This is a genomic window from Verrucomicrobiia bacterium, assembly GCA_026414565.1.
Taxonomy (GTDB): domain Bacteria; phylum Verrucomicrobiota; class Verrucomicrobiia; order Limisphaerales; family Fontisphaeraceae; genus Fontisphaera.
The window spans coordinates 97,689-124,242 of record JAOAIT010000053.1; the positions used below are offsets into that span (position 1 = coordinate 97,689).

The following is a 26,554-nucleotide window of genomic DNA, read 5'->3' on the forward strand; positions in this document are numbered from 1 at the left end:
TTTAATGAGGTCAACTTTCCTTGGACAGGGCCTCGGCCAGGTCCTGCTCGTGCTTGACCCGCGCGGCCTCCACGTCGTAGTTCACATTGTCGGGATGATCGGGGTTGAGCGGCGAGATGTCGCGCAGTTTCTTGATGATGCCCGGCAGGTGCCGCAGCAGGTAATCTACATCCTCGTCGGTGTTGTAAATGCCCAGGCTGAAACGCACGCTGCCCCGGGCGCGCATGGGGGTCAGCCCCATGGCCATGAGGACGTGCGAGGGGTCCAACGAGCCGGTGGTGCAGGCCGAGCCGCTCGAGGCACAGATGTTGACCTGGTCCAGAAGCAGCAGGACAGCTTCGGCCTCCACAAAATCAAAGGCGATGTTGCAGGTGTTGGGCAGGCGGGGTTCTTTGGCCCCGTTGCGGAAGGTGTGGGGGATGGTGGTGAGGATGGTGTTTTCCAGCCGGTCCCGCAACGCCCGCACCCGGGTGTTTTCCTCCTGCAGGCGCTCCATGGCCAGCTCGGCGGCGCGGCCAAAGCCGATGATGCTCGCCACGTTTTCGGTGCCACCGCGGCGACCGCGCTCCTGATGGCCGCCGATAATGTAAGGCTGGAATTTGGTGCGCCGCTTGATGTAGAGCATGCCGATCCCTTTGGGCGCGTGCAATTTGTGAGCGGAGAGGGAGAGGAAATCCACGCCCAAATCGCGCACGTCGAGTTTCAATTTACCGGGGACCTGCACGGCATCGGTATGGCACAGGACTCCTTTGGCTTTGCAGATGGCGGCGATTTCTTTGATGGGAAAGACCACGCCGGTTTCATTGTTGGCGTACATGACACTGACAATGGCCGTGTCGGGCCGGATGGCGCGCTCGACTTCTTTCAGGTCGAGCAGCCCTTCCGAGTCCACGGGCAGAAAAGTGACCTCGTACCCCTGCTTTTGCAGGTATTCGCCGTAGTTGATGTTGGCGGAGTGTTCCACGGCCGTCGTGACGACATGTCGCTTGTTGGGCTGGGTGGCCAGGGCGCTGTGGAGGGCGGCGTTGTTGCTTTCGGTGCCGCAACTGGTGAAAACCACTTCTTTAGGATCGGCATTGATCAGCGCGGCCACCTTTTCGCGCGCCTGTTCCACTCCCTTGTGGATTTCGTTGGCGAATTTGTAGGCACTGCTGGGATTGCCCCATAAATCCCGCAAATAAGGCACCATGGCCTCAATGACTTCCGGGGCCACCTGGGTGGTCGCGTTATTGTCAAAATAATAAAATTTTTTCTCGCTCATACTGCCGTTTCCTCGGTTCCCATCGCGTAACAAGACCAATTTAGTCTGATTTATACTACATCTTTTGGGCCAAACCGCAAGCTGGCATTGTCAAAAATTCCACAGGACCGGTTCAGACTTTGCCTGCACCCACCAGGCGGGCGAAGTGCTCGAAGGAGCGGTCGTAGGTCTGTTCCGCGTCGTCAGGGAAGCAGCAGGCGGGCAGTTGCCGCTGGCTGAGGTGATAATGAAGGCACTCGCAGCAGATGCCTTTGCGGGAGCAGGGATGGTAGCTGCAGTTGCAGCGTTTGAGATTGAGCGCTTTTTTGCATTCCATAAGCCTGAAGTGATAGAGGGGATTTTGCCCCCGATCACCCCCAGCCGGCAAGTCTGGTGACAGGCCTGCCTAAGAATCAGGGGGTGGTGGGGATGCAGAGGACGTTGCGCCGAAGCAGCCCCACAAGCAGCCGGCACACGACGAGGTCATTTTCCGGGTGATGGTCAATGATGGCCCGCACGGTGCCATGCAAACGCACCAGCCCCACAATGAACATCTCGGGCGGACTTAACTTGGCCAAAGCCCCACGGGGAAGGTTGCCCACCGAGAGTTTGGTTTCCGGCGGAGGCAGGGAGGCCAGCAACCCTTCGATGGCCTCACTTTCGGCCTCCGCTTCCGCCAGCATGGTCTGCAAGGACTGACCTTCCAGGCTCGGTTCAATGGGGTGGGGCTCGCCGGGCTGCCAGACGTAATCCCCTTGCTTCCAGCGGAAAAGGCGATAGAGGGCGCGCTTGGCACTCGGGGCGGGACTGGAGGCGATGAAGGCATCGGCGATCTGACCTTGATTGATTTGCACGGCCCCGATGTCCCCCTCAATCATGAGGCTCAGCACACCGCTTTGCCCGGAGGCGCAGAAGTAGCGCAGCAGCTCCCCGAGCGAGTGTTCCTGCAGGGTGCCCGCTTCGGGCAGCTCGTAGAGCGGTTTTTTCAAGGCCGATGTATCGCGCCGGGCGGGCGGCGGGGGAGCGGTCACCGGCGGGGGCGCAGGGGCCTTGGGGACGGGACGCGCGGCGGGCGAAGGTGCCGTGGGAGCCATTATTTTCTCGCCCTTGGCGGCGGCGCGGGCGCGGGCGGCCTTGGCTACGGGGCTGTACTTGATGACTTTGACCACCATGAAGCGGGTTTTGCCGATGCGCACGGCATCGCCTTCTTTGAGCGGGGCTTCGGCGCACTTCTTGCGGTTGACAAAGACTCCGTCTGGGGCGCCCAGGTCTTTGAGGGAAATTTGGTCTTTGACGGCTTTAAGGATGGCCACCGGCTTGCCTGGCCCCTCATTGAAACACAATTCCTCACCGCCGGCGGAGCTGATGATGAACTCGCCGTCTTCCGGCAGCAGATACTCCTGCCCTTTGGCCTTGCCCGTCAGGACATGAATTGCCAGTGCCATGCTGGTGCAAGTATGGCCTGACCGGGAGCGGGCTTCAAGCGGGATTACCAGCCTTCGCGCACGCGATAGAAACGGCGCATGGGGCTCAGGTTCCAGTCTTCTATAAACAGCGTGCCGCTCTGGTTCCAGTCGGAGCGCAGGGGATACCATTGGCGGAAGTTCTCGGTGAATTCTACAGTGCAAGGAGTTTCGCGCTCGCCCTGAATTTCCAGACGGACGTAGTTCCCAAAATGCCGGATGGTGCGGAATGTCGTCCGGGCGGGCTGGCCGGTGGTGGCGAGGGGGAAGGTCGTGAAGGCACCAAAAGCGACCACGCCCACAGCGCCGGGGTAGCTGGTAATGTCGTAGGAAACGACTTTGATGAAGTTGATATAGGCGGTGAAGGTGCGGCCGGCGGGCAGGGTGCCGGCGGGGATTTGCAGGCTGGTGGCCAGGCCGTTAAGGGCATTGGGGCTGAGCGGGTCCGGCGAAGAAAAAACGGTGCGTTGCGTCCAGGGTGTTTCCAGATCAATCTCCACCTCGATGCGGTCATTGGTGGTGGCCCCGGCAAAAGGCTCCCATTGCAGAGTAAAGGGGGCGTTGGGGTCAATGGCCTGGGCGGCGTTGAAGTTGATCAGCCGCGGCGCACTGGGCAAAGCGGTGGCCGGGAGGTTCAGCGCAACCTGCCTGAAGCCATCATGTACCGTCTGGATGCGAAAGGTGTAAGTTCCCGGTGGGTAGGCGGCATCCACGTCGGCGAGCCGGGAAGCTTGGAATACGCCTCCCCAGTCGTCGCCGTTGAATCTCATTGCCATGGTATTCGGGCCAATCAAGATGACGTTGGTTACGGTCGCGGGCGCATTCAGCATGACACCAGATTCAAAGCCAAAAGGAGGCTCAAAGGTGGCGGGAATGGGATTGGTGGGGCCGGTTTGTTGGTAACTGGCGTATTTGAAGAGGACATAGGCCTTCACGTCAAGCGAAACGGTTTGATTACCGGTGGTGAAGTAGCCCTGGATGGTAGGCAGGGCGTTGCCGGCCAGGTCGCGAAAACCAGTTTGCCCCGGTGGATTAAGGGTATAGTTGATGGTAGTGTTGGTGGGCAACAGGCCGCTGGCGGGGAAACAGAACAATACCGTACGGTTGGAGTTCCATTGGTAATTCAAGGACAATGCCGGGTTCCATTGGATGGAATAGGAGGCCTGCATTGGCTCGGAGAAGATAAAGGCGATGCCGGCATTGCGCGCGACATTGGTTTCCCCATAACGCGGCGCCTGGTCCTCCAGCCACGGGGCTTGGTTGTCCAAGCCCGCTCCCGTGCTCAAGGTCAATTCTGTTTCCCGCAGGTAGCCGGACACGGCCATGACACCGGGGTAGGTGGTGACGTCCATGGTCACGGGCCGGAAAAACATGAGCAGAACATTGTAACTCCGGTTGGCGGAGCACGTGTTGGCGGGTATGGTCACCGAAGTGGCGGTGCCATTCAGTGCGCCTGGGCTGCTGGGGAGTGGCGTGCTGAACACCATGTCCCAAGTTTCGGAGTCTTCAATTTGCACCAGAATAAGATCATTGGTAGTGCCGCCCGACCAGGGGAGCCACTGCAACGTTAGTGGCGAGGCAGGGTTTACGGCTTGGAGCGCCTGGTAATTACTGACTTGCGGGATGGGGGGATAGGAGTTGCCGGAAAGATTTAATGTGAAGACCCGGTTCCCATCATTGCGGGTGGCGATGCCCAGCACGTAATTCCCGCTGCCGAAGGTGGCATCCATGGTGGCTTGGGAGTTGAAATCCATGCCGAATCGCAGCTCGTTCTCGTCCACGGCCAGCGAAAAAGTCTGGTTGGCCGGGGTACGCACCGTGCCGGATAATAGCGAGCCTGGTGCGGTCATTTGGGCAAAGGCTCTGAAACTGGCAAACTGGGTGCCGGCTTTGGGAGTGACGGTGTTTTGACCGGTTTGTTGATAGAAAAAGCCTTTGAAGACTACACACAGCCCGGCATCCGCTGCTCTCAGGCTTAAAAGGGGCAAACTGGCCAAGGCCAGGAGCAGGGCGGGAAACAATCTAAGATGAAGGTGGGCAAGAGCGGGTTGGCAGTGATATGGGCGCATAAACCAATCCAAGTTTGTGGTTCTGAAAATGACAGAACCACGGCCCTTTTCTTATAATCAAAATATCAGGTGGGTTCAAGTTGTTTCACGGACTCAGGCTTGGCAGGCCGTTGGGAGAAGAGCAGAATGGGGGGGTGGCCGAGCGGTCGGAAACTTTTGTGATTGAAACCTCCATACCCGGAGGAAGGCTGGATATTTTCCTGGCCGCGCGATATCCGGCGGTGTCCCGCGGCACTTTGCAAAAGCTGATGGAGGAGGGCCATATTCAGGTGAATGGCCAGCGGGTCAAGCCTTCGCATGCGCCGCGGGCGGGTGAGGTGGTGTCCGTGTATTTCCCCGAGCCGCGTCCCAGCCATGTCTATCCCGAGGCCCTGCCGTTGGATATCTTGTATGAGGATGAGCACCTGCTGGTGGTGAACAAGGCCCCCGGCATGGTGGTGCATCCGGGGCCGGGCAACGAAGAGCATACGCTGGTCAATGCCCTGTTGCATCATTGCGCGGGGCGGCTCAGCGGCATAGCCGGGGTGGCGCGGCCGGGGATTGTGCATCGGTTGGACAAGGAAACCAGCGGCTGCCTGGTGGTGGCCAAGGACGACACCGCGCATTTGGGGTTATCGGCGCAATTCTCCGGGCGACAGGTGACCAAGATTTACCACGCCCTCGCCTGCGGACAAATTCCCCGGGAGGGGGGGACCCTGCGCACGGCCATTGCGCGTCATCCGGCGCACCGCAAACGGATGGCCGTGGTGGATGGAGACGCTGGCCGCGAAGCCGTGACCGAATATCGAGTTCTGGAGCGTCTGACGCAGGCCACGCTGGTGGAGGTGCGCATACACACCGGGCGCACGCATCAAATCCGCGTGCATTTTCAATACCTGGGCCATCCGTTGGCGGGGGACATTACTTATGGCAAGCGCCCCACCGCCCGCCTGGCGGAAGCCACGGGTTACACCCCGCCGCGTGTGATGTTGCATGCGTGGGAATTGACCTTTTGCCACCCGGTCACCGGGCGGCGGCATACCTTTCATGCTCCGTGGCCCTCCGACTTTGCCGAAGCGGTGGCGGCATTGGGGGGCAGGCAGAAGTTTTAGCGCGGCAGGGGAGGGGGATTCGCTCAACCCGCTTCGTCCACGGTTTTGAAGAAGGCATCCAGGTTGGCCAACGGGGCGCGGGCTGGCACATCACAGCCGGAGGAGATGACAAAGTTTCTAAAGGTTTTTGTGGCGGAGAGGAGTTGGCGGGTTTTTTCGGCCACTTCGGATGGACTGGCCTGCACAAAGACGCCGGTAGGGTCCAAGTTGCCACAGAGCACCACGCCTTGCGGCGCTTGGGCGAGTGCCGCGGTGATGTCCATGGGGGCGCCGAAATGGAAGGTTTGGACTCCAGTCTCCCATAAAACGGGCAGATGCATAACTTTGGCGGCGCAATTATGGTAGATCAGCGCAAAAGCTGGGGAGGGCAGGGCCTCTACCAGTTGGCGGATATATGCGCAGGAAAACTCCTGCATCATGCGGGGGGAAAGAAGGCCGGCGGCTGGTTCGGCCATAATCACGCCGTCAGCGCCTTTCTCGTGGAAAGCCAGGAGGTAGCTACGCAAGAAGTCGGTGCTTTTTTGCAGCAAGGTGTGCATCAATTCGGGTTCGGTAACGATCAGCTCCATGGCCTCGCTGACGCCGGCCAGTCGCGCGGCCAGGGAGAAGGGCCCGATGCATCCGCCCAACACCAGGAATTGCGGGTAGTGACGCCGTAACCGGGCGACGGTCTCGAGGTAAACGGCGGTGCGCCGGGTGCCCGGTTGGGGGACTTCCAGGGCTTGCGCTTCTGCCAGCGTGGTGATTAACCGGCCGGTAACTGAGGGCACTTCATCTTCGGATTCGTGCAAGGTGCAACCAAAGGCCTCGGCTTCTGCGCTCAAATCCATGGCCGAGAGGACAAAAGGCGTATGATACCGCAAGTGCAGGGCGGTCTGCGCTTGCAATTGAACCTCAGAATTGTGGGTTACTTCGCAGACCTTGTTCCGGGTCAGAGCCACGCCGGGGTAAACCGCGATGGGCATGGCCAACCGGCGGGGGGCGCTCAGGACGAATTGGTTGAAACAATGCACGGCGGGAAATTAAGGGAATGGGGCATGCGTGTCCATCCTCCGGTGAATGGGCTGGGTCACAGCCCGGTAGGGAGTCCGAATTATGTCATGGTTTTGCGCAAAATGGTGAAATATATTCGCAAAATGGTGTTGATTTTTAACCGTTTTGAATTACTTAATTTTATTAACATATTACTTCCTACGCGCCTCGTCACGAGGGCATTGTTTGCACACCAGGTGACAGGGTGGGCCGAGGAAGTGGGTGTTACAACCAATTGCGCTTGGTGTTTATGAAAAGATTCGTTCTCAGCTTGGGCAGGTGGCACGGGTGGATGTTGTTGAGCGCGTTTCTCGCGTGGAGTCCGGCTCACGCCTATTACAACTTCCTGGTTAACCAGTACAACTTCGAGGAGGCCGTCAATGCCACGCTGGCCAATGACATTCTCAGCGGGGCCAACGGTGAACTGCGCAATGGCGCGGCTTTTACCGGCAACGGCCAGTTGGTTTTCAACGACGGCATTGCCGTCACAGCGGCCCATGTGGCCTTGCCGGCGGGATTGTTGAGCGGCTTAACCAATGTGACGGTGGAGGCCTGGGTGTATTGGACGGGCGGGGGCAACTGGCAGCGCATTTTCGACTTTGGGACGAGCACCGGCACGGCGGGCAGGCATTATTTTCAGCTCACCCCCAATGCCAATGGCCAACGGCTGCGGTTTGTGGTGAGCACCAACGGCAACGCAAGCGGCGCCGAGCGCATAGTGGAAGCCCCCAGCTTGCTGCCCATGAATCAGTGGGTGCATGTCGCGGTGAGCTACAACTACGAGGCGCGCGTGGCCACGTTGTACCTCAACGGCCAGCGGGTGGGTTATGGGGTGGCGGACATTCCTCTCAGCGCCATTGAACATACCAATGTCTGGCTGGGGCGCTCCCAGTATGCGGCGGATGCGTATTTCATGGGACGCATGGAAGAATTTCGGATTCACGCGGCGGCGTTGCGCGCGCCGGAGGTGGCGGCCAGCTACGCCAATGGCCCGGCCCTGGATGACGTGGATCCGGGCGCCTTGCAGGGGGTGCGCATCCAGGCTCCGCCGCTCTATGCCTGGAGCACGGCCCAACTGCGGGTGTTGGCGGATTTTGCGGCGGTGACCAATGTGGACATCACCGTGAACGAGGGCGTGCAATACGTCTCCAGTGATCCCACGGTCATAACCGTCAACAGCAACGGTGTGGTGCGGGCCTTGCGCGTCGGCTCGGCCACCATTTCGGCCATCTATGGCACGATGACGGCGGCGGTGGTCCTGGAAGCCATGAATCCGGATCTGGCCGTGCTGCGGCATCGCTACAGCTTTAATGAGAACGAGGGCACCACGGTGTTGGACTCCGTGGGCGGGGCGCATGGCATCGTAACCAATTACTTCAACAACAACGGGGGCGTCATCACCAATTTCTGGCGCGAGAGCGGCCGGTTGATTCTGGCGCAGGCGGGGACGAATGCTGCGTACGTGGATTTGCCCAACGGTTTGGTTTCACGCTATGCGGCTGTGACCTTGGAGATGTGGGTGGTGGCCAGCAACGCGCCAAGCTGGGCGCGGGTTTTTGATGTGGGCATGAGCACTGGCGGGGAGGGAGCGGGCGGGACGGGCACCAATTATCTATTTTTGGCGGCACAAAATCCGATTCGTTTCGAGAGCAAGCAGGTGGATGGCAACCCCAACATGGTGGTTTTGGGCGACAGCGCCTTTCCGGCCAACCGGCTGGTGCACGTCGTGTGCACTTATAACTACGCTCAAGGGGAGGCGCGTTTGTATGTGGACGGGCGGCTGGTGGGTTGGGGGGTGCCGGCCATGCCATTAAGCGCGCTGGCGGATTTGAATGTCTGGCTGGGGCGTTCCCAATATGCCGCCGATCCGGCTCTGCGTGGGGCGTTTGAGGAGTTCCGCATCTATGAGGGGACGCTATCGCATGGTGATGTGGCGGCCAATTATGCCGCCGGCCCGGACACCCTCTCGAGCGGAGGCAACGAAGTGGCTTTGGCGCTGGTGGTCAACGAGACGATGTTTGATTTCCAGCAGGCGCGGGTTTTGATGACTTATGACAACGCGGCCAACGTGGACATTACCTTGGCACCGGGCGTGGTCTTCACCTCGGACAACCCAGCGGTGTTGCGTATTGGCGCCAATGGACAGCTTATTGGTATGCGCAACGGGACGGCCACGGTGACGGTGAGCTATCATGGTTTTACGGTGTCCCGCCCGGTGACGGTGCAGATGGGGTCTGCGCCGTTGGTGCATCGGTATGCGTTTAATGCGGCAAGCGGCAGCGTGGCGGAGGACTGCATTGGTGGAGCGCACGGTACGCTCCAGGGGGGAGCATCCTTTACTGGCAGCGGCGCGGTTACGCTGAACGGTTCCTCGGCTTATGTGGATTTGCCCAATGGCATCATTTCGCGTCTGAACGATGCGACTTTTGAGGCGTGGATCATTTGGAATGGGGGCAGTGACTGGCAGCGGGTTTTCGACTTTGGCAGCAACAATAACGGCGAGGACAAACAGGCCACTGGAGTTAACTACATTTTCTTTGCCCCACGGTCTGGATTGACGGGCAACCCCTCTGTGTTTGGCGGCCGCTGGCTGGGAGTGCCGGTGGACATGGCCATCCGCGGGCCGATTTTGCCCACGGGCACGCCGGTGCATGTGGCCTGCACCTTTGACTGGAGCCGCAAGGTGGCCCGCCTGTTCCTCAACGGGCAGTATGTGGGATTTGAAATCCCTGCCAGGCCGCTGGCGAGCATAGACGATTTCAATAACTGGCTGGGCCGTTCACAATTTGCCGATCCTTATTTCAACGGCCAGATTCTCGACTTTCGCATTTACAACACCAGCCTGCGGGCGCCGGAGATTGCCGCCAATGCGGCCGCCGGCCCCAATGTGGGCGTGTTGCAGAACCCGGGAGCCCTGACGGCGCTGCGTTTGACGGTCAACACCAATCAGTTTGTGGCGTGGCAGGTGGGGCAGTTGACGGCGCGGGCGGACTTTGCCAATGCCCTGGATGTGAATGTAACGGTGGGGGATGGCGTGGTATATACCTCCAGCGATCCCGCGGTGGCGGTGGTGAGCGATCTGGGCCGCATTCAAACGCTGGCTCCGGGTACCACCACCATCACGGCGCGTTATCCAGGCAGCGATCTTACGGCTTCGGTCGAAATTACGGTGATGGCTGCTCCGGCTCCGGTGGCTGCGGGCACTTTGTATGTGGATTTGCGGGCCACCAATGTCTCCGCGGTGAGCACCACCTGGATCAATGAAGGCACGCTGGGGCATTTCACCCGCCAGGGCACGGCCACCATTGAAACTCCACCGGGCACGGCATTCCCGGGGGTGTTCTTCAATGGTTCGCTGGCGTACGTGGGGCCGGCCGCGGGTGCGGACTTGGCCGGCAACAGCGATCGTTCCGTTGAAGTTTGGGTCTTGAATCCGGCCATCGCCACCGAGGAAACGCTGGTTTCCATGGGGGCCCGCAGCCTGGGTGACCGGCAGAACGCCTCATTCAACTATGGCAGCAGCACGGGAGCCAGCGGGTATGGGGCGATTGGTTTCTGGGGGGCGGCGAATGATGTGGGCTGGCCGGATTCGGCCAGCATACCTGCCGCGGGGCAGTGGCACCACATTGTGTATACTTACAACGGGGCCCGATTGGCCTCCGTTTATGTCAATGGACGGCTGGTGACATCCAAGACCATTGGCGGAGATCTAGCCACGGATCCGAATCGGACCATCAACATTGGTGCGCAGCGCTCGGGCTCCTCCGTCAATCAGTTGTATTTCAGCGGCTACATCAATGCCGTACGGGTGCACGGGGGATTGCTAAGCCCCGAGCAGGTGCAGACCAATTATCTGGCCGGGCCGGTGCGCCCGGCGGTCAGCGTCCTGGCATTGGCGGCCTTCAACGTGCGGACCAATGCCGCCGAGCTGCGCGGCCAGTTATTGGGCATGACTGCGCCCAGTGCGGTGTCGGTTTATTATGGCCGGACCGATGCCGGCGCGGCCAAACAGGGTTGGGAGGGCGTGGCTGAGCTTGGGTTTATTCCGTGGGGAAACTTTGTGGCTCCCGTCAGTGGTCTGCAGCCGGGCACGCGCTATTATTTCCGTGTTTATGGCAGCAACAGCGTGGGTGAGGCCTGGTCTGCGGCGGCTTCCTTTGTCACTTATGGCCCGGCGTGGGTGGAGAACGTGCGCCTAAAGACGTTGACTCCTGCCTATGCTCATGTGGCCGGCCGGTTGGTGGCCACCAATGGCCTGCCCACCGAGGCGCGGCTCTATTGGGGCACTGCGGACGGGGGCACGGAGGCGACCGCCTGGCAAAATGTGGTCAATCTGGGGTTGCAGCCGGCGGGAGAGCTGGTGGCGAAAATTACCGGATTGCAGGCGGGCACCACGTATTACTATCGGTGGTCGGCGGTCAATGAAGGTGGGCAATCCTGGGCCCCGGAGACGCGCAGCTTTGTCCCACAGGCCTTCCAACCGCTGGGGTACGCTTACGTCATGCGCCATACTCTGGCAGGTTACACGCGCAGCACCACGCTGACCAACTTCCCGGTGCTCATCCGGCTCAATGAAAACATACCCGGGTTCCGATACAGCCAATTCCTCTCCGGCGCCGCCGATTTGCGGTTCACCGAGCCCAATGGCGCGGAGTTGAATTATGAAATCGAGAGTTGGAATCCGGCTGGGGATTCCTTTGTGTGGGTGCAGGTGCCGGAGTTGTCTGCCGGGGCTTATATTGACATGTACTGGGGCAAGGCGGGCATACCCACGCCGGCCTACACCACCAACGGGGCCACGTGGAACGATGGTTTTGCGGGGGTATGGCACATGACCAACGCGGTGGTCAAAGACTCCTCGCCCAACAGTTACCATGCCAACTACGTTAACAATCCGCAAAACATCACCAACGTGGCAGGCATCATCGGGCCGGCGCAGGAATATGCCGGCACGGCCAACAGTTACACGGCGGTGGGGGTGATCAATTTTACCAATCTCACCCTGTCGGCCTGGGTGTGGTGCACCGATGCCAGCCGGGACGGCATGTTTATGTGCAAGGACGGGACTCCAGCGTTGAACTATGGGGATCTTTATTTCTGGCAGCAGGGGGCCAACTTGCGTATGGAAGTGTACAACTGGGGGGGAGATGTGCAGATTCCGCTGGCCAACGCCGGCGGACCGGGGCGTTGGATTCATTTGGCGGCCACTATCAATGGCCTGCGGCATGAGTTTTACACCAACGGGGCCCTGGCGGGGGTGTGGTACAAGGCGGGGCCGGGGGTGAATAACAATCAATTCCAACTGGCCGGCTCCATGAAACAAACGGGACGTCATCACAAGGGCCGTCTTGATGAAATGCGGGCGGAATGGGTGGCGCGGCCGGCGGACTGGATCTGGGCTTGTTATCAAAACCAAACCGCGCCGAATCAGTTTGTGCAGGCCGGCCAGGTGGTGCTGCGGCCGTTGCCGTTGGCCTTTGCGGCGCCCGCTGTGCAGGACATTACGCCCACCACGGCCAACGCCACCGTGCGGGTGCTGTCGGACGGCGGCAACGGAGCAACCGCCTGGGGGGTGGCATGGGGATTGACCCCTCAGCCTGCGGATAATTTCGCGGTGACCGCTGGGTTTACCAACGCGCCTTTTGAGGCGGCGTTTACCCTCTCGAATTTGCTGCCGGGGACGCGGTATTACGTACGCGGCTTTGCCAGCAATGCCGTGGAGGGCGTGGTAGCCTCGGTGGACAGCGAATTCTACACGGAGCCGCTGCCGGCGACGGATGTAGCCTTCAGTCAGGTCCAAAATCGGGCCCTCACGGTGAGCTGGACGCCGGGGGTGGGCAGTAGCCGCTCGCTGGTGCTGATGCGCGAAGGGGCGCCGGTGACGGCGACGCCCGGCGATGGTCTCAGTTACGCCGCCCATGCCACCTTTGGACGGGGCGCCGTCATGCCGGATGGTTCGTATGTGGTTTATTCGGGTACGGGCAATTCGGTGACGGTGACGGATTTGAACAAGAACACCCCTTATTACGTGGCGGTTTATGCCGCAGCGGGTGAGGGGACACTGGTCAATTACCAGGTCTTGACACCTGCCGAAGGCCGGCAGACCACGGCCAATGAGGCGCTGCTGGAAGTGGCGGGCGAGTTGTTGATTGACCTGAACGTCACCCGTGGATTGCAGGGCAATGCGTTGGGGCAGGTCACCAACTGGTTGAACTTTGGCACCGCCGGTGGCGGATTCAACCTGGATGGGGCCATCAGCACGGCGCCCATTTATGGCGTCACCGGCGGCCAGCCGGCGCTGAATTTCAATGGCTCGCAACATCTCAAGGCCACCATCCCCGCGCCGCCACAAATTACGGGCCGCCAAAACGGCATCGGCCGCAGTTTCAGCGTCGAGTATTGGGTGTTCAATCCGGCCGTAAGCGCGGAAGAATGGGTCTTTAGCTGGGCGCGGCGCGGGGGTCCGGATGGCACCTATGCAGCGGTCGGGTATGGCAGCCACGGCTCGTGGGGATTGGCCGCGCACTGGGGCGCGCCGGACCTGGCTTTTGGCGAGGGCCTTGGCCCGACGGGCGAACCCTCGATGCCGTCGGCCGGGCAATGGCACCATATTGTGGTGACCTATGACGGCACGTGGCAGCGGGCTTATGTGGACGGTGTGCTGAACGCCCAGGAAACCAAGAACCTGAATATATATTCGGGCGATCCGATGACGCTGGGACAGCCTTACGAGTCGAGTTATGCTTACAGCAGCTCAGGCATATCCTTCTCCGGCGCACTGGCTGCTTTACGGGTACACAGTCAGGCCCTGACGCCGGGACAGGTGCGCGACAATTACCAGTTGGGCATCAGCCTGGGCGCGGGAGTGCCGGTGGCCATACTAGGTCAACCGGAATCGCTGGTGGCGGCGGAGTTTTCTGCGGCCACGTTCAAGGTGTTTGCCGTGGGCACCGAACCGGTGACCTATCAATGGTATCGTAACGGCAGCGTGGTGGAGGGAGCCACCGCCCCCAATCTCCGCATTCCGGTGACGCGGATGAGTGACGACGGCGCGCAATTCTACTGCGTGGCGCAAAATGAGATCAATGGCCGGGTGTACACGGCCACCAGCGCCGTCGTGACGCTGACCGTTAAAACGGCGGCCGGGAGCCTGGTGCATCGCTACAGCTTCACCACCGGAGCGGAAGACTCGGTGGGCGGTGCGCATGGTGAGTTGATGGGAGCGGCCACGGTAGCCAATGGCGCCGTGGCGCTGAATGGCACGGCGGGCACGTTTGTGAACCTGCCGGGGGGATTGATGAGCAATTACGCCGCGATCACTTTTGAGTTCTGGGCCAGCTTTGGCCCCAATGGCAACTGGGCGCGGGTGTTTGACTTTGGTGACCAGAACCCCAGCAGCCTGGGCCGTTACTATGTGATGTTCACGCCGCACAGCGGGGCGGGGGATACACGCATGAGTTATGGGGATGCGGATCCCGGTTACTTGCACGAGCTGTTGGTGACTCGAGCCGGGGTGTTGGATGGCCAGTCGAATGTGCATGTGGCGTGTGTCTATGATCCGCCCAACGGCGTCATGCGGATGCACATTAATGGCCAGTTGGTCGGCAGCACGGCGCTGGATTTCCCGCTTAGTTCCATCCGCAACGTCAAATCGTGGCTGGGCAAGGCCTTGTACGAGGGGGATGCGCCGCTGAATGGGTCCATTGACGAATTCCGCATCTACAATACCGCGCTGCCGGCCGAGCGCATTCGCCAGAGCTACGAATTGGGGCCGGACGTGCTGCTGCCGGCGGAGGCGGTGACCATCCTTTCGCAACCGGTCAGCCGCACCAATCTGGTGGGCGAATCGGTGGTTTTCGAGGTGACGGCCACCTCAATTTATCCCCTGGAGTATCAATGGTACTTTGGGAATGCGGCCATTGCAGGGGCCACGCAGCGGACCTTGAGCCTGGGCCCGGTGGGTTTGAACCACAGCGGGACCTATTATGTAGTGTTGAGCAATGCGGCCGGTGTGGTGACCAGCGCGGTGGCCACCCTTGCGGTCATCAGCCCGGTGACGGCGGGCGATGATGGTCCCTATGCCGTGGTCAATCATCAGCCGAGCTTCTTCTCCTTCGGGCAATTGTTGGCCAATGACGCCGCCGGCCCGCAGGCCGTATTGACGGTGGTGGCGGTGGACGGCGTGAGCACCAACGGGGCCGTGATTAGCACCAACGCCGCGGGCGTGACTTACACGCCGGTGCCGGGTTATACTGGGGAAGATTTGTTCACCTACTCCGTGAGCGACGGCCAGGGAGGGCTGGCCTCCGCTCGAGTGCGTTTGTGGGTGGTTGCCGGGGAGATCCCGGCACAGGATCACGTCAGCTTGGCGGTGGCCCCTGGCCAGGTACAAATCCGGTTCAAGGGCACGCCAGGGGTGGTGTACGAAGTGCAGCGTGCCGAACAGATTCAGGGGCCGTGGCAGATGATGCGACAGATAATCTGTCCGGCCCACGGGTTGATCGAGTTTAGGGATGTTGAACCGCCTGCCTCGGCCGGCTTTTATCGAGTGGTAAGCCGGCCTTAAGTTGCGGCGCGTGGGGTCAAGCACGTGGAGCTAAACATGCCACGGCTGGCGCGCGGGATGGTTGGCGTGGGTTGCCGACCATCCCGCCGTTTTGGCCGGGGGCAAAAATGATGGTATGCTAACAAGCAAAATGAAACCTCGCCTGTGGAAATTGGGGCTGCTGGCTTGCTGGATGGTTTGTGCTGCAAGCCAGGTTACAGCCGCGTTAACGCATCGTTACACCTTTGAGACGGATGCCCGCGATTCAGTCGGGGATGCTCATGGCCAACTGGTCAATGGGGCCACGGTGAGCGGCGGGGCACTGGTTCTCAACGGTTCAAGTCAATACCTGAATCTTCCCAACGGACTGCTGAGCAACCATCACTCCATCACCATCGAAGTCTGGATTACCGACAACGGGAGCGGTACCTGGTCGCGCATTTATGATTTTGGCAGCAGCTCGGCGGGGGAGGATTTTCCCATTGGCACCTCGGGCACCACAGGTACGCGCTACATGTTTTTGACCCCGCGCAGCGGCAGTGGGACCTTGCGGGGCGCGCACACGGTGACGGGCGGTGGGGCGGGCGAGCAAATCGTGGAGTGGAGCGGGACAGCCCTGCCGTCGGGCGTCATGAAGCATGTGTTGTGGGTCTATGACGCAGCTACTTTGACCGTCCGCTTGTATGTGGATGGACAGGTGGTGGGCATCAATGAGCTCGTGACCATCAAACCGTCCGATTGTGAGCCTACGGTGAACAATTGGATTGGCCGTTCCCAGTTTTCGGCGGATGCCTTTCTCAATGCCCGCATTCATGAGTTTCGCATCTACGATGAAGCGCTCAGTCCCTTCCAGGTTGCTCTGAATTACAATGTTGGGCCGGATGTGATCCTGACCAATGCGGGGTCGCCGCAGGCCCTGCGATTGAGCGGCCCTGCTCAACTGGTGTTGGGCGGCTCGGCTTCGCTGAATCTGCGCGCGGACTTTTCCTCGGTGACCAATGTCAACATCACCTCGGTGCCGGGGGTGGTTTATCGCTCGAGTGATACGAATGTGCTCGTGGTTTCGGCCGCCGGGCTGGTGACGGCGGTGGACAGTGGCGAGGCGGAACTCACCGCCCAATACCAGGGGCTGGTTTCGACGTGGCGCATCATGGTGCAGCAACCGCCGCAAACGTTGCGGCATCGTTACAGCTTCACCACCGATGCCACGGATGCAGTGGGAGGGGCGAACGGGGTTTTGCTCGGCGGCCCGGTCATCTCCAATGGCGCGGTGCGGTTGAACGGGGTCAATCAGTATGTGGATTTGCCCAATAACATGTTCATGACTTTTACCAGCATCACGTTTGAGGCGTGGGCCACGGATTTTGGCAGCGGCGGGTGGGCGCGGTTGTGGGATTTTGGCAACAGCTCGGGGGGAGAGGGGAACCAGGGCGGGGGCACAAGCTATATGTTTCTGGCGTGGCCTTATGGGGGTGGGGGTGGCATTCGGGGTGCCTACAAAACGGCTGCCGGGGCGGAGCAGATCCTGAACATTACGCCCCAGCCCCCCATTGGTGTGCGCCAGCACATTGTGTGGACACAGGATGCGGCCAGCCAGACGGCGCGCTTGTATGTGAACGGCGTGCTCCGGGGGGTGAACTCATCCTTCACCTACACGCCGGCGGCCATTGGAGCGACGTTTAACAACTGGCTGGGCCGTTCGCAATACAATGATCCGTGGTTTAATGGCAGCATTGACGAGTTTCGCGTTTACGACGTGGCGATTACCGAGGCTGAAGTGCAGCAAAATTATTTGTTAGGCCCGGAGGTGTCCCCGCAAAGCGGGCCGGTGACCATCACGACAGCGCCATCTAACACCACGGTTAATGAGGGGCAACCGGTGACGTTCCGCGTGGCTTACGTGGGGCAGCGGCCGATTCGGGTGCAGTGGTATCGTGATGGCGTGGCCATTCCCGGAGCGACCAATCTGAGTTTGCGTCTGGCGCAGACCCGCCCGCAGGATGATGGCGCAGTCTTCTCGGTCGCCTTGACCAACGTGGTTTTGGGCACGACCTACGGGGTGGCAAGCAGCGGGGCCGTGCTCCGGGTGGTCACAGATACGGCACCGCCGCAGGTGGTGCGGGCATTTAACGTGGGCTCGAACGAGGTGCGGCTTGTCTTTTCTGAGCCCCTCGCGGCGGCCACAGCGACCAATGCAGCCAATTATGCCTTTACCAACGGCCTGGCGGTTCAATCTGCCCGGCTGAGTGAAGATGGCTTGACCGTCAGTCTGGGGACGGCCGGGTTGAACTATGGGGTAACTTACACGCTGACCCTGCAGGGGATTAGCGATCGGGCCAGCACTCCGAATGTATTGGCGAGCGGTACCACGGTGACCTTTTTGGCTTCGCCCTATGCCCCGTTGGACATTGGCGGGGCACAACCGGCTTCGTACCAGATTGCACAACCCTCGGGCTACCAGGTGTCTGGCGCTGGCGAAGGGGCCGGTGGCACGGCCGATCAGTTTGGTTTTCAATACCGGCTGGTCTCCGGTGACTTTGACGTGCGCGTCCAGGTGACGCGCCTGGAGGGGGGCGATTTGTGGGCACAGGCCGGCTTAATGGCGCGGGAATCACTCGAGGCCAACAGCGTCTTTGCCGCCACCTTCACCTCTCCTGGCGCTGTGGGACAGTACTTCCAATATCGGCAGGGGATGGGGCTGCGCTCCGTATCCAGCGGCTCCGTGCCGCCCAATTATCCGCATGTGTGGCTGAGATTGCAGCGTGTGGGCAATGAATTCCATGGTTATACGAGTGCCGATGGCCAGACGTGGAGCCGGCTCGGTTCAGTGACGCTGAATGTGGGGCCGGCCATGTACCTGGGCATGGCGGTGGCCAGCCATGTCAATGGGGCCTTGGCCACGGCTGAGTTCGCGGCTTTGGGTGACAACCCCAGCCAGCTCGTGGCCCCGCTGGTGCAACCAGGTGAGCCGCTGGGGCCGTCCTCACGCCGCACGGGCCTGGTGATTTCTGAAATTATGTACCGGCCTGCTCCCCGTGCAGATGGCAAAAACCTGGAATATGTTGAGATTTACAATAGCAATCCATTCTTCCATGACCTGAGCGGTTACCGGCTCTCTGGGGACATCAGCTACACCTTCCCGGCAGGCACCAAATTGCCCGGAGGCGGTTTCTTGGTGGTGGCGGCCAACCCTGGTCAGGTCAGCGAAGTATATGGCCTGCCTCAGGTTTATGGGCCTTACACCAACACTTTGCGCACCAGCGGCACCCTGCGCCTGCGGGACGAGCAAGATGCCATCCTGCTGGAGATCCAATATCGCAATACCCATCCCTGGCCCATGGCGGCCGACGGCACGGGCCATTCCATTGTGCTGGCCCGGCCAAGTTATGGCGAGAATGATCCGCGGGCATGGGACATCAGTGACGTGATTGGCGGATCACCGGGCCGTCTGGAAACTTACCGCCCCAGTCCTTTGCGGGACGTGGTTATCAATGAAATCCTTGCCAATGCCGGGGCGGGGGAAGATTACGTGGAGCTGTACAATCATAGCCGGCAGACCAATGATCTTTCCGGGTGCATCCTGACGGATACGCCGGCCAACAACAAATTCCGCATTCCTCAGGGCACTTTAATACCGCCGGGCGGGAAATTGGTTTTCTACCAGAGTCAACTGGGCTTTGGTTTGAAGGCGGGCGGGGACACGATTTACTTCAAGAATCCACAGGCCACGCGGGTTTTGGATGCGGTGCGGTTTGAGGCGCAGGCTGAAGGCGTGGCATATGGCCGGTGGCCTGATGGGGCCAGGGAGTTTTATCTACTAGGCGAGAAGACGCCCGGCCAGGCCAACAGCGCACCGCGGCCCAGTCCGGTGGTGATCAACGAAATCATGTATCATCCCTTGAGTGAGAATGACGATGATCAGTATGTGGAGTTGCACAACCCGGGTCAGGCGGCGGTGAATCTGGGTGGGTGGCAGTTTGTGGATGGGATTCGCTATACTTTCCCGCCGGACACGCTAATCCCAGCGGGGGGTTACTTGGTGGTGGCCCGCAATCGCACCAATCTGCTGGCCAAATATCCGGGCCTCAGTGGCAGCGTGGTGGTGGGAGATTTTGAGGGCCGGTTGGCCCGCAACGGGGAGCGCCTGGCGCTGGCGCAACCCTGGGTAAATATCACCACCAACAATCAGGGGCGTACGGAGACCAATCTGCTCATGGTGGTGGTGGAGGAGGTCACCTACGCGGATGGTGGCCGGTGGGGGCAGTGGTCGGATGGCGGAGGCAGCAGCCTGGAATTGCGGGATCCGCGTGCCAATCGGCGGCTGGCCTTCAACTGGGCGGACAGTGACGAAACGCAAAAGGCGCCCTGGACCACGATTGCGGTGGTGGACGGCATGTTGGACAACGGCTCCAGTTACAACAACGAGGCCATTGCCTTTTTCCAGGTGGGCCAGTTGGGGGCCGGGGAGTGTTTGGTGGACAATTTTGAAGTGCTGCGCACCGGCAGCACGCAGAACTTTGCCCTCAATCCCGACTTTGAAAGCGGGATGACAAACTGGGCTGTATATGGATGCTTTGTGCGATCGCATTTGGCGCCGGGACAGGGCGTGGGCGGTGGGAATGCCCTGCGGCTGCGCACGCATAACCGGTTTTTCACCCTGGCCAATCACGCGGAAGGGGCCATGACCAGCGGGGCGCTGGCCGCGGGAAATACTGCCACCTTGCGGTTTCAGGCCCGCTGGCTGCGTGGGTGTCCGGACATCATCATGCGCCTGCGGGGCAACTGGCTCGAGGCCGCTGGACGCATGATTGTCCCGTCCAACCTGGGCACTCCGGGCGCGCCGAACAGCCGCCTGACCACCAATGCGGCGCCGGCCATTTATGCCGTGACACATCAGCCGGCCTTGCCCGCGGCGGGAGAGCCGGTGCGGGTGATTGCGCGGCTGGAGGACCCGGACGGCGTGACGGGGGCGTTGCGTTACCGGCTGGACAATCAAAGCTCCTACACGGAGGTGCCACTGCGGGATGATGGTACGCAGGGCGATGAAGTTGCCGGGGACGGCATATACAGTGCCCTGATCCCGGGTCAAGCTGCGGGAGTGACGGTGGCTTTTGTGGTGGTGGCCCAGGACGGGGGCGGGGTACAAGGCCGTTTCCCGGAATTGTTGGACGACAACAGCCCGGCGCGTGAGTGTGTGGTGCGTTGGGGCGAGCCGCAGCCGGCCAGCGCCTTTGGCACCTACCACTTGTGGCTGACCGCCTCCAACGTCACCCGGTGGGTGACACTGCCGGTGTTGAGCAACGAGGACATTGATGGCACTCTGGTGTACAACGGCCGCGTGATCTACAACATGGGCGCCCGCTATGCCGGCAGCCCATATCATCAGGCCTTTGACGGCCCCGCCGGCACGCGGGCGTGTCATTACACATGGCAGATGCCCAGCGATGACAAGCTGCTGGGCCATGCTTCGTTCAACAAGATTCACTGGATTGGCAATGACATTCAGGATGACAATGCCAACGCCAACATTAACGACAGCACCCTCCAGCGGGAGCAGGTGGCCAACGAATTATTGCGCGGTCTGGGATTGCCGTGGGTTTATCGCCGTTATGTGATGGTGTATGTCAATGGCGTGCGCCGTGGCCAGTTGATGGAGGATGCCTTGCGCCCCAGTGTCAGTGTGCCTGACTCTTACTTCCCGGATGATGAAGGGGGTTATCTTTACAAGATTCAACCCTGGTTTGAAGGGGGCGCGCCCAGCACGGGGAACAATGCCAACACCCCGTGGCAAAACAAGGAATGGGCCTCGCTGCGACCCTTCACGACGACGGGCGGCGCCTACAAACTGGCGCGTTACCGGTGGAATTACCAGGTGCGTGAGACGGCCGACAACAACAATAATTACACCAACGTCTTTAATCTCATCACGGCCGCCAATGCGTACAACAGCCCCACCTACGTCAGCAACATGATGAAAGTGGCCAACATGGAAAACTGGCTGCGATTGGTGGCGGCCAACCATGCGGCCGGCAACTGGGATTGCTTCGGCATCCAGAATCAACAGAACGTGTATGGTTACGTGAGCCCGAACGTCCCATGGACCTTGTTCATGTTTGACTTCAGCATCGTGCTGGGCAACCGCATCTCCTGGGGGCCGGCGCAGAATTTGGAGTACGTGGTGCCGGGCAGCGGTTCGTTTGCGGCGGACCCGGCTTGGCAGCGGATTTATTCGAATCCCACCGCCAACCCCAGCAACCCCGGCAATCCCACCTTCCGCCGTATGTACTGGCGGGCCTTGAAGGAGCTGGCCTTGCGGGTAATGCAGCCGCAGAACATCGAGGCCCTGATGGATGCCCGCTATGCGGCATTCCGCGCCAGCGGCCTGGCGGCGACCACCCCCCAGCCGATCAAGGACTGGATCGCGTCGGCCCGGGACGGCATTGCGGCCCAGGCGGCGGCGTTTGATACGACACAATTTGGGCCGACGGCCACGACGCAGAGCTTCAGCACCAACTCGGTGGTGCTTAATGGCAAGGCGCCCCTGGAGGTGGCCACGATTGAAGTGAATGGCATAGCTTATCCGGTGACGTGGACGACCATGACGGATTGGAGTCTGCGTTTGGCGTTGCCGCAGGGCACCAATACCATCCGGATCACGGGACGCGATTATTTCGGCAACGCCATAACCAGTGCGGTGAGCGAGGTCCGGCTGGTGGTTACCCAGCCCACTGAATCGCCCGAAGGCAAAGTGGTTTTCAGTGAGATCATGGCCAATCCAGCGGTGCCGGACGCGGAGTATGTGGAGCTGTTTAATACCTCCTCCAACACCACGTTTGATCTTTCCGGCTGGCGCATCAATGGATTGTCCTATGTTTTCCCGGGAGGATCACTGATTCCGCCGCGGGGGTATTTGGTGGTGGCCAAGAATCGCAATGCCTACTATGCCGCCTATGGCGCCAACGCGCCGTTGCACGATGTGTTCAACGGCAATCTTCAGAGCGGGGGAGAGACGCTGACCCTCTTGCGGCCCGGTGTGGAAGCGGGATCGGAGGTGGTGGTCAACCGGGTGCGGTACGAAAGCGAGGCTCCTTGGGCGCCTGCCACCAATGGCATGGCCTTGCAGCTTTTGGATGTTCAGCAGGACAACCGGCGGGTCAGCAACTGGGGTGTTCCCTCGTCTGGGTGGCGTTACGTCAGTTATACCGGGACCAACTTGATCGGCACTGCCCAGTTGGTGATGTACCTAAATGGGCTGGGCGAGGTTTATCTCGATGACGTGAAGCTGGTGGAGGGATTTGTGGCCGAGCAGGGCACCAACCTCCTGGTGAACGGCGACTTTGAGCTGCCCCTGACCAACGGTTGGACGCTGCCGCTCAGCAACCAGATCGCCGAGTTAAGCACCACGTTGGTTCGCTCCGGCCAGTACAGCGTGCGATTACGGGCCACCCATGCGCAGGTGGTGGTTAACAATACCTCGCTCAAGCAGGCCTTCAGCCCGGGGTTGCCAACGGGCCGTCCATACACCTTGAGCTATTGGTATTACCCCCTGCCGGGCAACCCCAATTTCACCACGCGCTTACAGCCAGGCACCATGAATTACACGCACAGCGCCGCGCCGCCGCCTGGTGCCACGCCGGGCACTTCTAATAGTGTGAGCGCCGTGATGCCGCCTTATCCGGAAATCTGGCTGAACGAGATTCAACCAGAGAATACGGCGGGGGCCGTGGACGGTGCCGGCCGCCGGGAGCCGTGGGTGGAAATTTATAATGGCGGCACCAACGCGGTGAGCCTGGCAGGCTGGATCCTGGCATCCAGTTATACGAATCTCACCGAGTGGCCCTTCCCGGCTGACGCATTCATCCAACCGGGCGAGTTTTTGGTGGTGTGGTTGGATGGTCAACCGGGGCGGACGACGGGCCGCGAGTATCATGCTTCGTTCCGTCCAACGCCTGGGACGGGCACCCTGGCGCTGGCACGGCTGGTTAATGCGGCGCCGCAGGTGGTGGATTATTTGAATTACCGTGGAGTTCCAGCTTCGTGCTCCTATGGTTCAGTGCCCGACGGCCAGCCTTTCTACCGGCAGGTCATGCAAATTGCCACAGCAGGCACCAATAACACCGGTGCCGCAGCTCCGCTGACGGTGTTTATCAACGAGTGGATGGCGGGCAATCAAAACTTCCTGGCTGAGCCTGTGACCGGCTTATACGACGATTGGTTTGAGTTGTACAATCCGGGGCCGGCTGCCGCCAATCTGGGCGGTTATTATTTAAGTGACCGGCTCACCAATCCCTTCATGTTCCGCATCCCCGAGGGATGGGTCATTCCGCCGGGCGGATTCCTTCTGGTTTGGGCGGACAACAACCCTGCGTTGAACAGCAATCGCACGCATCTGCATGTGAACTTCCGATTGAATCTGGATGGCGAAGCCATTGGGTTGTTCACGCCGGAGGGTGCGCCGGTGGACACGGTGGTTTTTGGGCGCCAAACCAACGACGTCAGCGAAGGGCGATTCCCCGATGGCGCTGCCACACGTTATTTCATGGTCAGCCCCACGCCGGGCGCGCCCAACCGGCTGGGCGCGCCGTCGGCCCCGCCGCAGTTGGTGTCGCCCGTGGTCAATCCAGTTACCCGGACATTGAGCTTCCAGTTCCAGACAGTTCCGGGCCGCCAGTATCGGCTGGAATACAAGGACAGTTTGGCGCCTGCGGTGCCGTGGCAGGTTCAGACCAATTATACCGGCTCCGGCCAGCCGGTGACCGTGACGGTGGGGACCACCAACGCGCCGCAACGGTATTATCGGCTGGGGACAGGGCCGTAAGCGATGGCCGCCTTCATTGAAGGCGGGGAGCGGATTCAAATCCAGGGGCTTCGGAGTTTTCCGAAGCCCCTGATTTTTAAGGGCTAATTCGCCCCCGCACCGCCCTTCACCTCATAGCACCACAACAGTTGGTGATCCCGCAGGAAAAGACGGCCGTTGGCCAGCGCAGGATAAGCCCAGGATTTTTCCATGGGTTGGCTGCGGGTGGGACGATCCGGTGGATTGAAGCGGCCTTTTTCACGATAGGCCTCGGGCGTTGCTTCCACCAAAGCCACCGCGCCATTCTCGCCGTGGAGATACAACAGGCCATCGGCATACAGCAGGGAGGCGGCCCCCAGGGAGGGATTTTCCCATTTGACCTGGCCGGTGGCGAATTCCAGACACATTAAGCCTTGGGCGCTGGTGCCGTAGAGATAATCGCCCACCAGGACAGCGCCACCGATGGCGGTGGGTAGTTTGGGGCCAAAATAGACTTCTTCGACCTGCACACTGCCGGCGGCCATGCCCAGCTTGACCGTTCCTCCTCCCGTGCCGGCGCCGGCACTGAAGATCCAGGTGCCCCGGGCCACAGGGGAGGGGATGTTGGCCTTAAATTTACTGACGGTTTTGTCGTAGCGCCACAACAGCTTGCCGGTTTTGGCGTCCACGCCGACCAGGCCGCCGGAGATCATTTGCACGTATTGTTTGAGGCCGCCCGTTTCGATCACGATGGCCGAGGCATAGGCGGCTTCATTGGCGCCGCTGATGGGGCATTTCCAAAGGACGCTGCCGTTGTTCTTGTTCAAAGCTACCAGGGTGGCCTCATTGCCGCCGGGGGTGCAAACCACCACCTCACCATCCACCAGGGGGGACTCGGCATAGGCCCAGGTGCCGGGCTTGCCCCCAAAATCCTCGCGGAGGCTCTTTTGCCAGCGAATTTTGCCGGTGGCGCTTTCCAGACACGCCAGGTCACCATCGGAACTCAGGGCGAACAGCATTTCACCATCCACCGTGGGCGTGGAGCGGGCCGCGGGAAAACGCGGTTGTTGATTGGGATTCCCCACCTTGCCCAGGCGGGTACGCCAAAGACGTTTGCCGTCCGCCACGTCGTGAGCTTGCACAAATTCGTCTTCCAGACCCTCGTTGGCGAGCACGTACAGACGATTACCTGCCACCGCGGGGGCGGCATAACCCTGACCCAAATCCTTCACCTGCCACAAGAGGCGTGGACCTCCAGCAGGCCATTGTTTCAACAGGCCGGTCTCGGGGGAAAGGCCGTTCCGTTGGGGGCCGCGCCACTGCGGCCAGTCGGCGGCGGTGGCATGGGAAGCCATCCAGGCCAGGCCGGCCATGAGCGTGATGCATAAACCGCTCCAACGAGACATGAGGCGAGGTAATGTTTTCATAGGAGACATGCGTTTGTTCTGAATTACCCGGCTACTCTAATCAATCTTGGCCCGGCTGGCGAACTTTTAATGCAGGGCGCAGCCAGCCCGGCGATGGCGGCAGCGCCAGCGTGTTTGGTCGTTGCAGTTCTGGCTTGGCGCTGGGGCAGGCACGGAGGATAATGGCGGCATGGATTCCACCCTGGATGACGGTCGCGAGGCTGTTGCCCCCATTTTAATGCGCGATTTTCCCCTCAGCGAGCGGCCGCGGGAGCACCTGGCGCGTTTTGGAGCGGAGCGCTGCTCGAATGCGCAGTTGCTGGCCATCCTGTTGCGCACCGGTACCAAAGGCCGCAATGTGATTCACGTGGCCGAGGACTTGCTGGCTCGATTCGGCTCGCTGGAGGCCTTGAGCCGGGCGACCGTGGAGCAGTTATGCAAGATTTCCGGTGTGGGCCGGGACAAGGCGGTGACGTTGCTGGCGGCCTTTCAACTGGCAGTGCGCATGGCGCGGGAGAAGGCTCACGAGCAACCATTGTTAGATTCGCCTGACAAGGTGGCGGACTTGTTGCGCGAAGAGAATGCCCAGTATCAAACGGAGCAGTTTCAACTGGTGCTCTTAAACACCCGCCGGCGACTGATTCGGGTGGAAAAACTGGCCCAGGGGACCCTGGACAGTGTGACGGTGCATCCGCGCGATGTGTTCCGGCTGGCCATTGCGGCCAATGCCTCGGCCATCATTCTGGTGCACAACCATCCCAGCGGCGATCCCTCGCCTTCGGAGGCGGATTTGCGCCTCACGCGCGATCTCATCCGGGCCGGTTATTTGCTCCGGATTGAGGTATTGGATCACGTCATCCTGGGACGGCCCGGCCCGGGACGCGAAAAAGACTATGCCTCCCTGCGGGCCATGGGCGCCTGGGCATGACGCC

Annotated in this window: 11 protein-coding genes; 5 read left to right on the plus strand and 6 right to left on the minus strand. The window is 60.7% G+C overall.

The window, feature by feature from the left end; genetic code table 11:
- Positions 1-10 precede the first annotated feature (10 nt).
- The 4 genes from nifS to N3J91_12380 form a co-directional block, all read right to left on the minus strand.
- Positions 11-1,261 carry a cysteine desulfurase NifS gene (nifS, locus tag N3J91_12365; GenBank protein MCX8157217.1) on the minus strand — a complete coding sequence of 417 codons (1,251 nt, stop codon included), beginning with the start codon at positions 1,259-1,261 and terminating at the stop codon, positions 11-13.
- Between the two features lie 112 nt (positions 1,262-1,373).
- A complete protein-coding gene (locus tag N3J91_12370) occupies positions 1,374-1,577 on the minus strand; it encodes a DUF6485 family protein (GenBank protein MCX8157218.1) in 204 nt (67 codons plus the stop codon).
- Between the two features lie 76 nt (positions 1,578-1,653).
- Positions 1,654-2,685: a DUF4388 domain-containing protein gene (locus N3J91_12375; protein MCX8157219.1), complete on the minus strand. Its 1,032-nt coding sequence runs from the start codon at positions 2,683-2,685 to the stop codon at positions 1,654-1,656.
- Positions 2,686-2,729: 44 nt separating this feature from the next.
- Entirely contained in the window at positions 2,730-4,724 is a 1,995-nt protein-coding gene (locus N3J91_12380) for an Ig-like domain-containing protein (GenBank protein MCX8157220.1), read from the minus strand.
- 182 nt (positions 4,725-4,906) lie between these two features.
- Between N3J91_12380 and N3J91_12385 the strand changes: the two genes are divergently transcribed.
- Positions 4,907-5,863 (plus strand): RluA family pseudouridine synthase, encoded by a 957-nt coding sequence (locus N3J91_12385; GenBank protein MCX8157221.1) that lies wholly within the window; start codon positions 4,907-4,909, stop codon positions 5,861-5,863.
- Between the two features lie 23 nt (positions 5,864-5,886).
- On the opposite strand, the gene N3J91_12390 is transcribed toward N3J91_12385, so the two are convergent.
- A complete protein-coding gene (locus N3J91_12390; protein ID MCX8157222.1) occupies positions 5,887-6,828 on the minus strand; it encodes a uroporphyrinogen decarboxylase family protein in 942 nt (313 codons plus the stop codon).
- Here N3J91_12390 and N3J91_12395 point away from each other — a divergent pair.
- The 3 genes from N3J91_12395 (at position 6,715) to N3J91_12405 (ending at position 24,258) form a co-directional block, all read left to right on the plus strand.
- The gene (locus N3J91_12395; GenBank protein MCX8157223.1) at positions 6,715-7,149 is read left to right on the plus strand and encodes a hypothetical protein; all 435 of its coding nucleotides are present in this window, start codon (positions 6,715-6,717) and stop codon (positions 7,147-7,149) included. The genes N3J91_12390 and N3J91_12395 overlap by 114 nt on opposite strands.
- Positions 7,146-15,461: a DUF2341 domain-containing protein gene (locus tag N3J91_12400; protein ID MCX8157224.1), complete on the plus strand. Its 8,316-nt coding sequence runs from the start codon at positions 7,146-7,148 to the stop codon at positions 15,459-15,461. Before N3J91_12395 ends, N3J91_12400 begins: the two co-directional genes overlap by 4 nt.
- Before the next feature lie 130 nt (positions 15,462-15,591).
- Entirely contained in the window at positions 15,592-24,258 is an 8,667-nt protein-coding gene (locus N3J91_12405; GenBank protein ID MCX8157225.1) for a lamin tail domain-containing protein, read from the plus strand.
- 83 nt (positions 24,259-24,341) lie between these two features.
- Here N3J91_12405 and N3J91_12410 read toward each other — a convergent pair whose 3' ends face one another.
- The gene (locus tag N3J91_12410) at positions 24,342-25,643 is read right to left on the minus strand and encodes a PQQ-like beta-propeller repeat protein (GenBank protein ID MCX8157226.1); all 1,302 of its coding nucleotides are present in this window, start codon (positions 25,641-25,643) and stop codon (positions 24,342-24,344) included.
- 169 nt (positions 25,644-25,812) lie between these two features.
- On the opposite strand from N3J91_12410, the gene radC reads away from it, so the two are divergent.
- Positions 25,813-26,550 carry a DNA repair protein RadC gene (gene radC, locus N3J91_12415; protein MCX8157227.1) on the plus strand — a complete coding sequence of 246 codons (738 nt, stop codon included), beginning with the start codon at positions 25,813-25,815 and terminating at the stop codon, positions 26,548-26,550.
- Positions 26,551-26,554 lie beyond the last annotated feature (4 nt).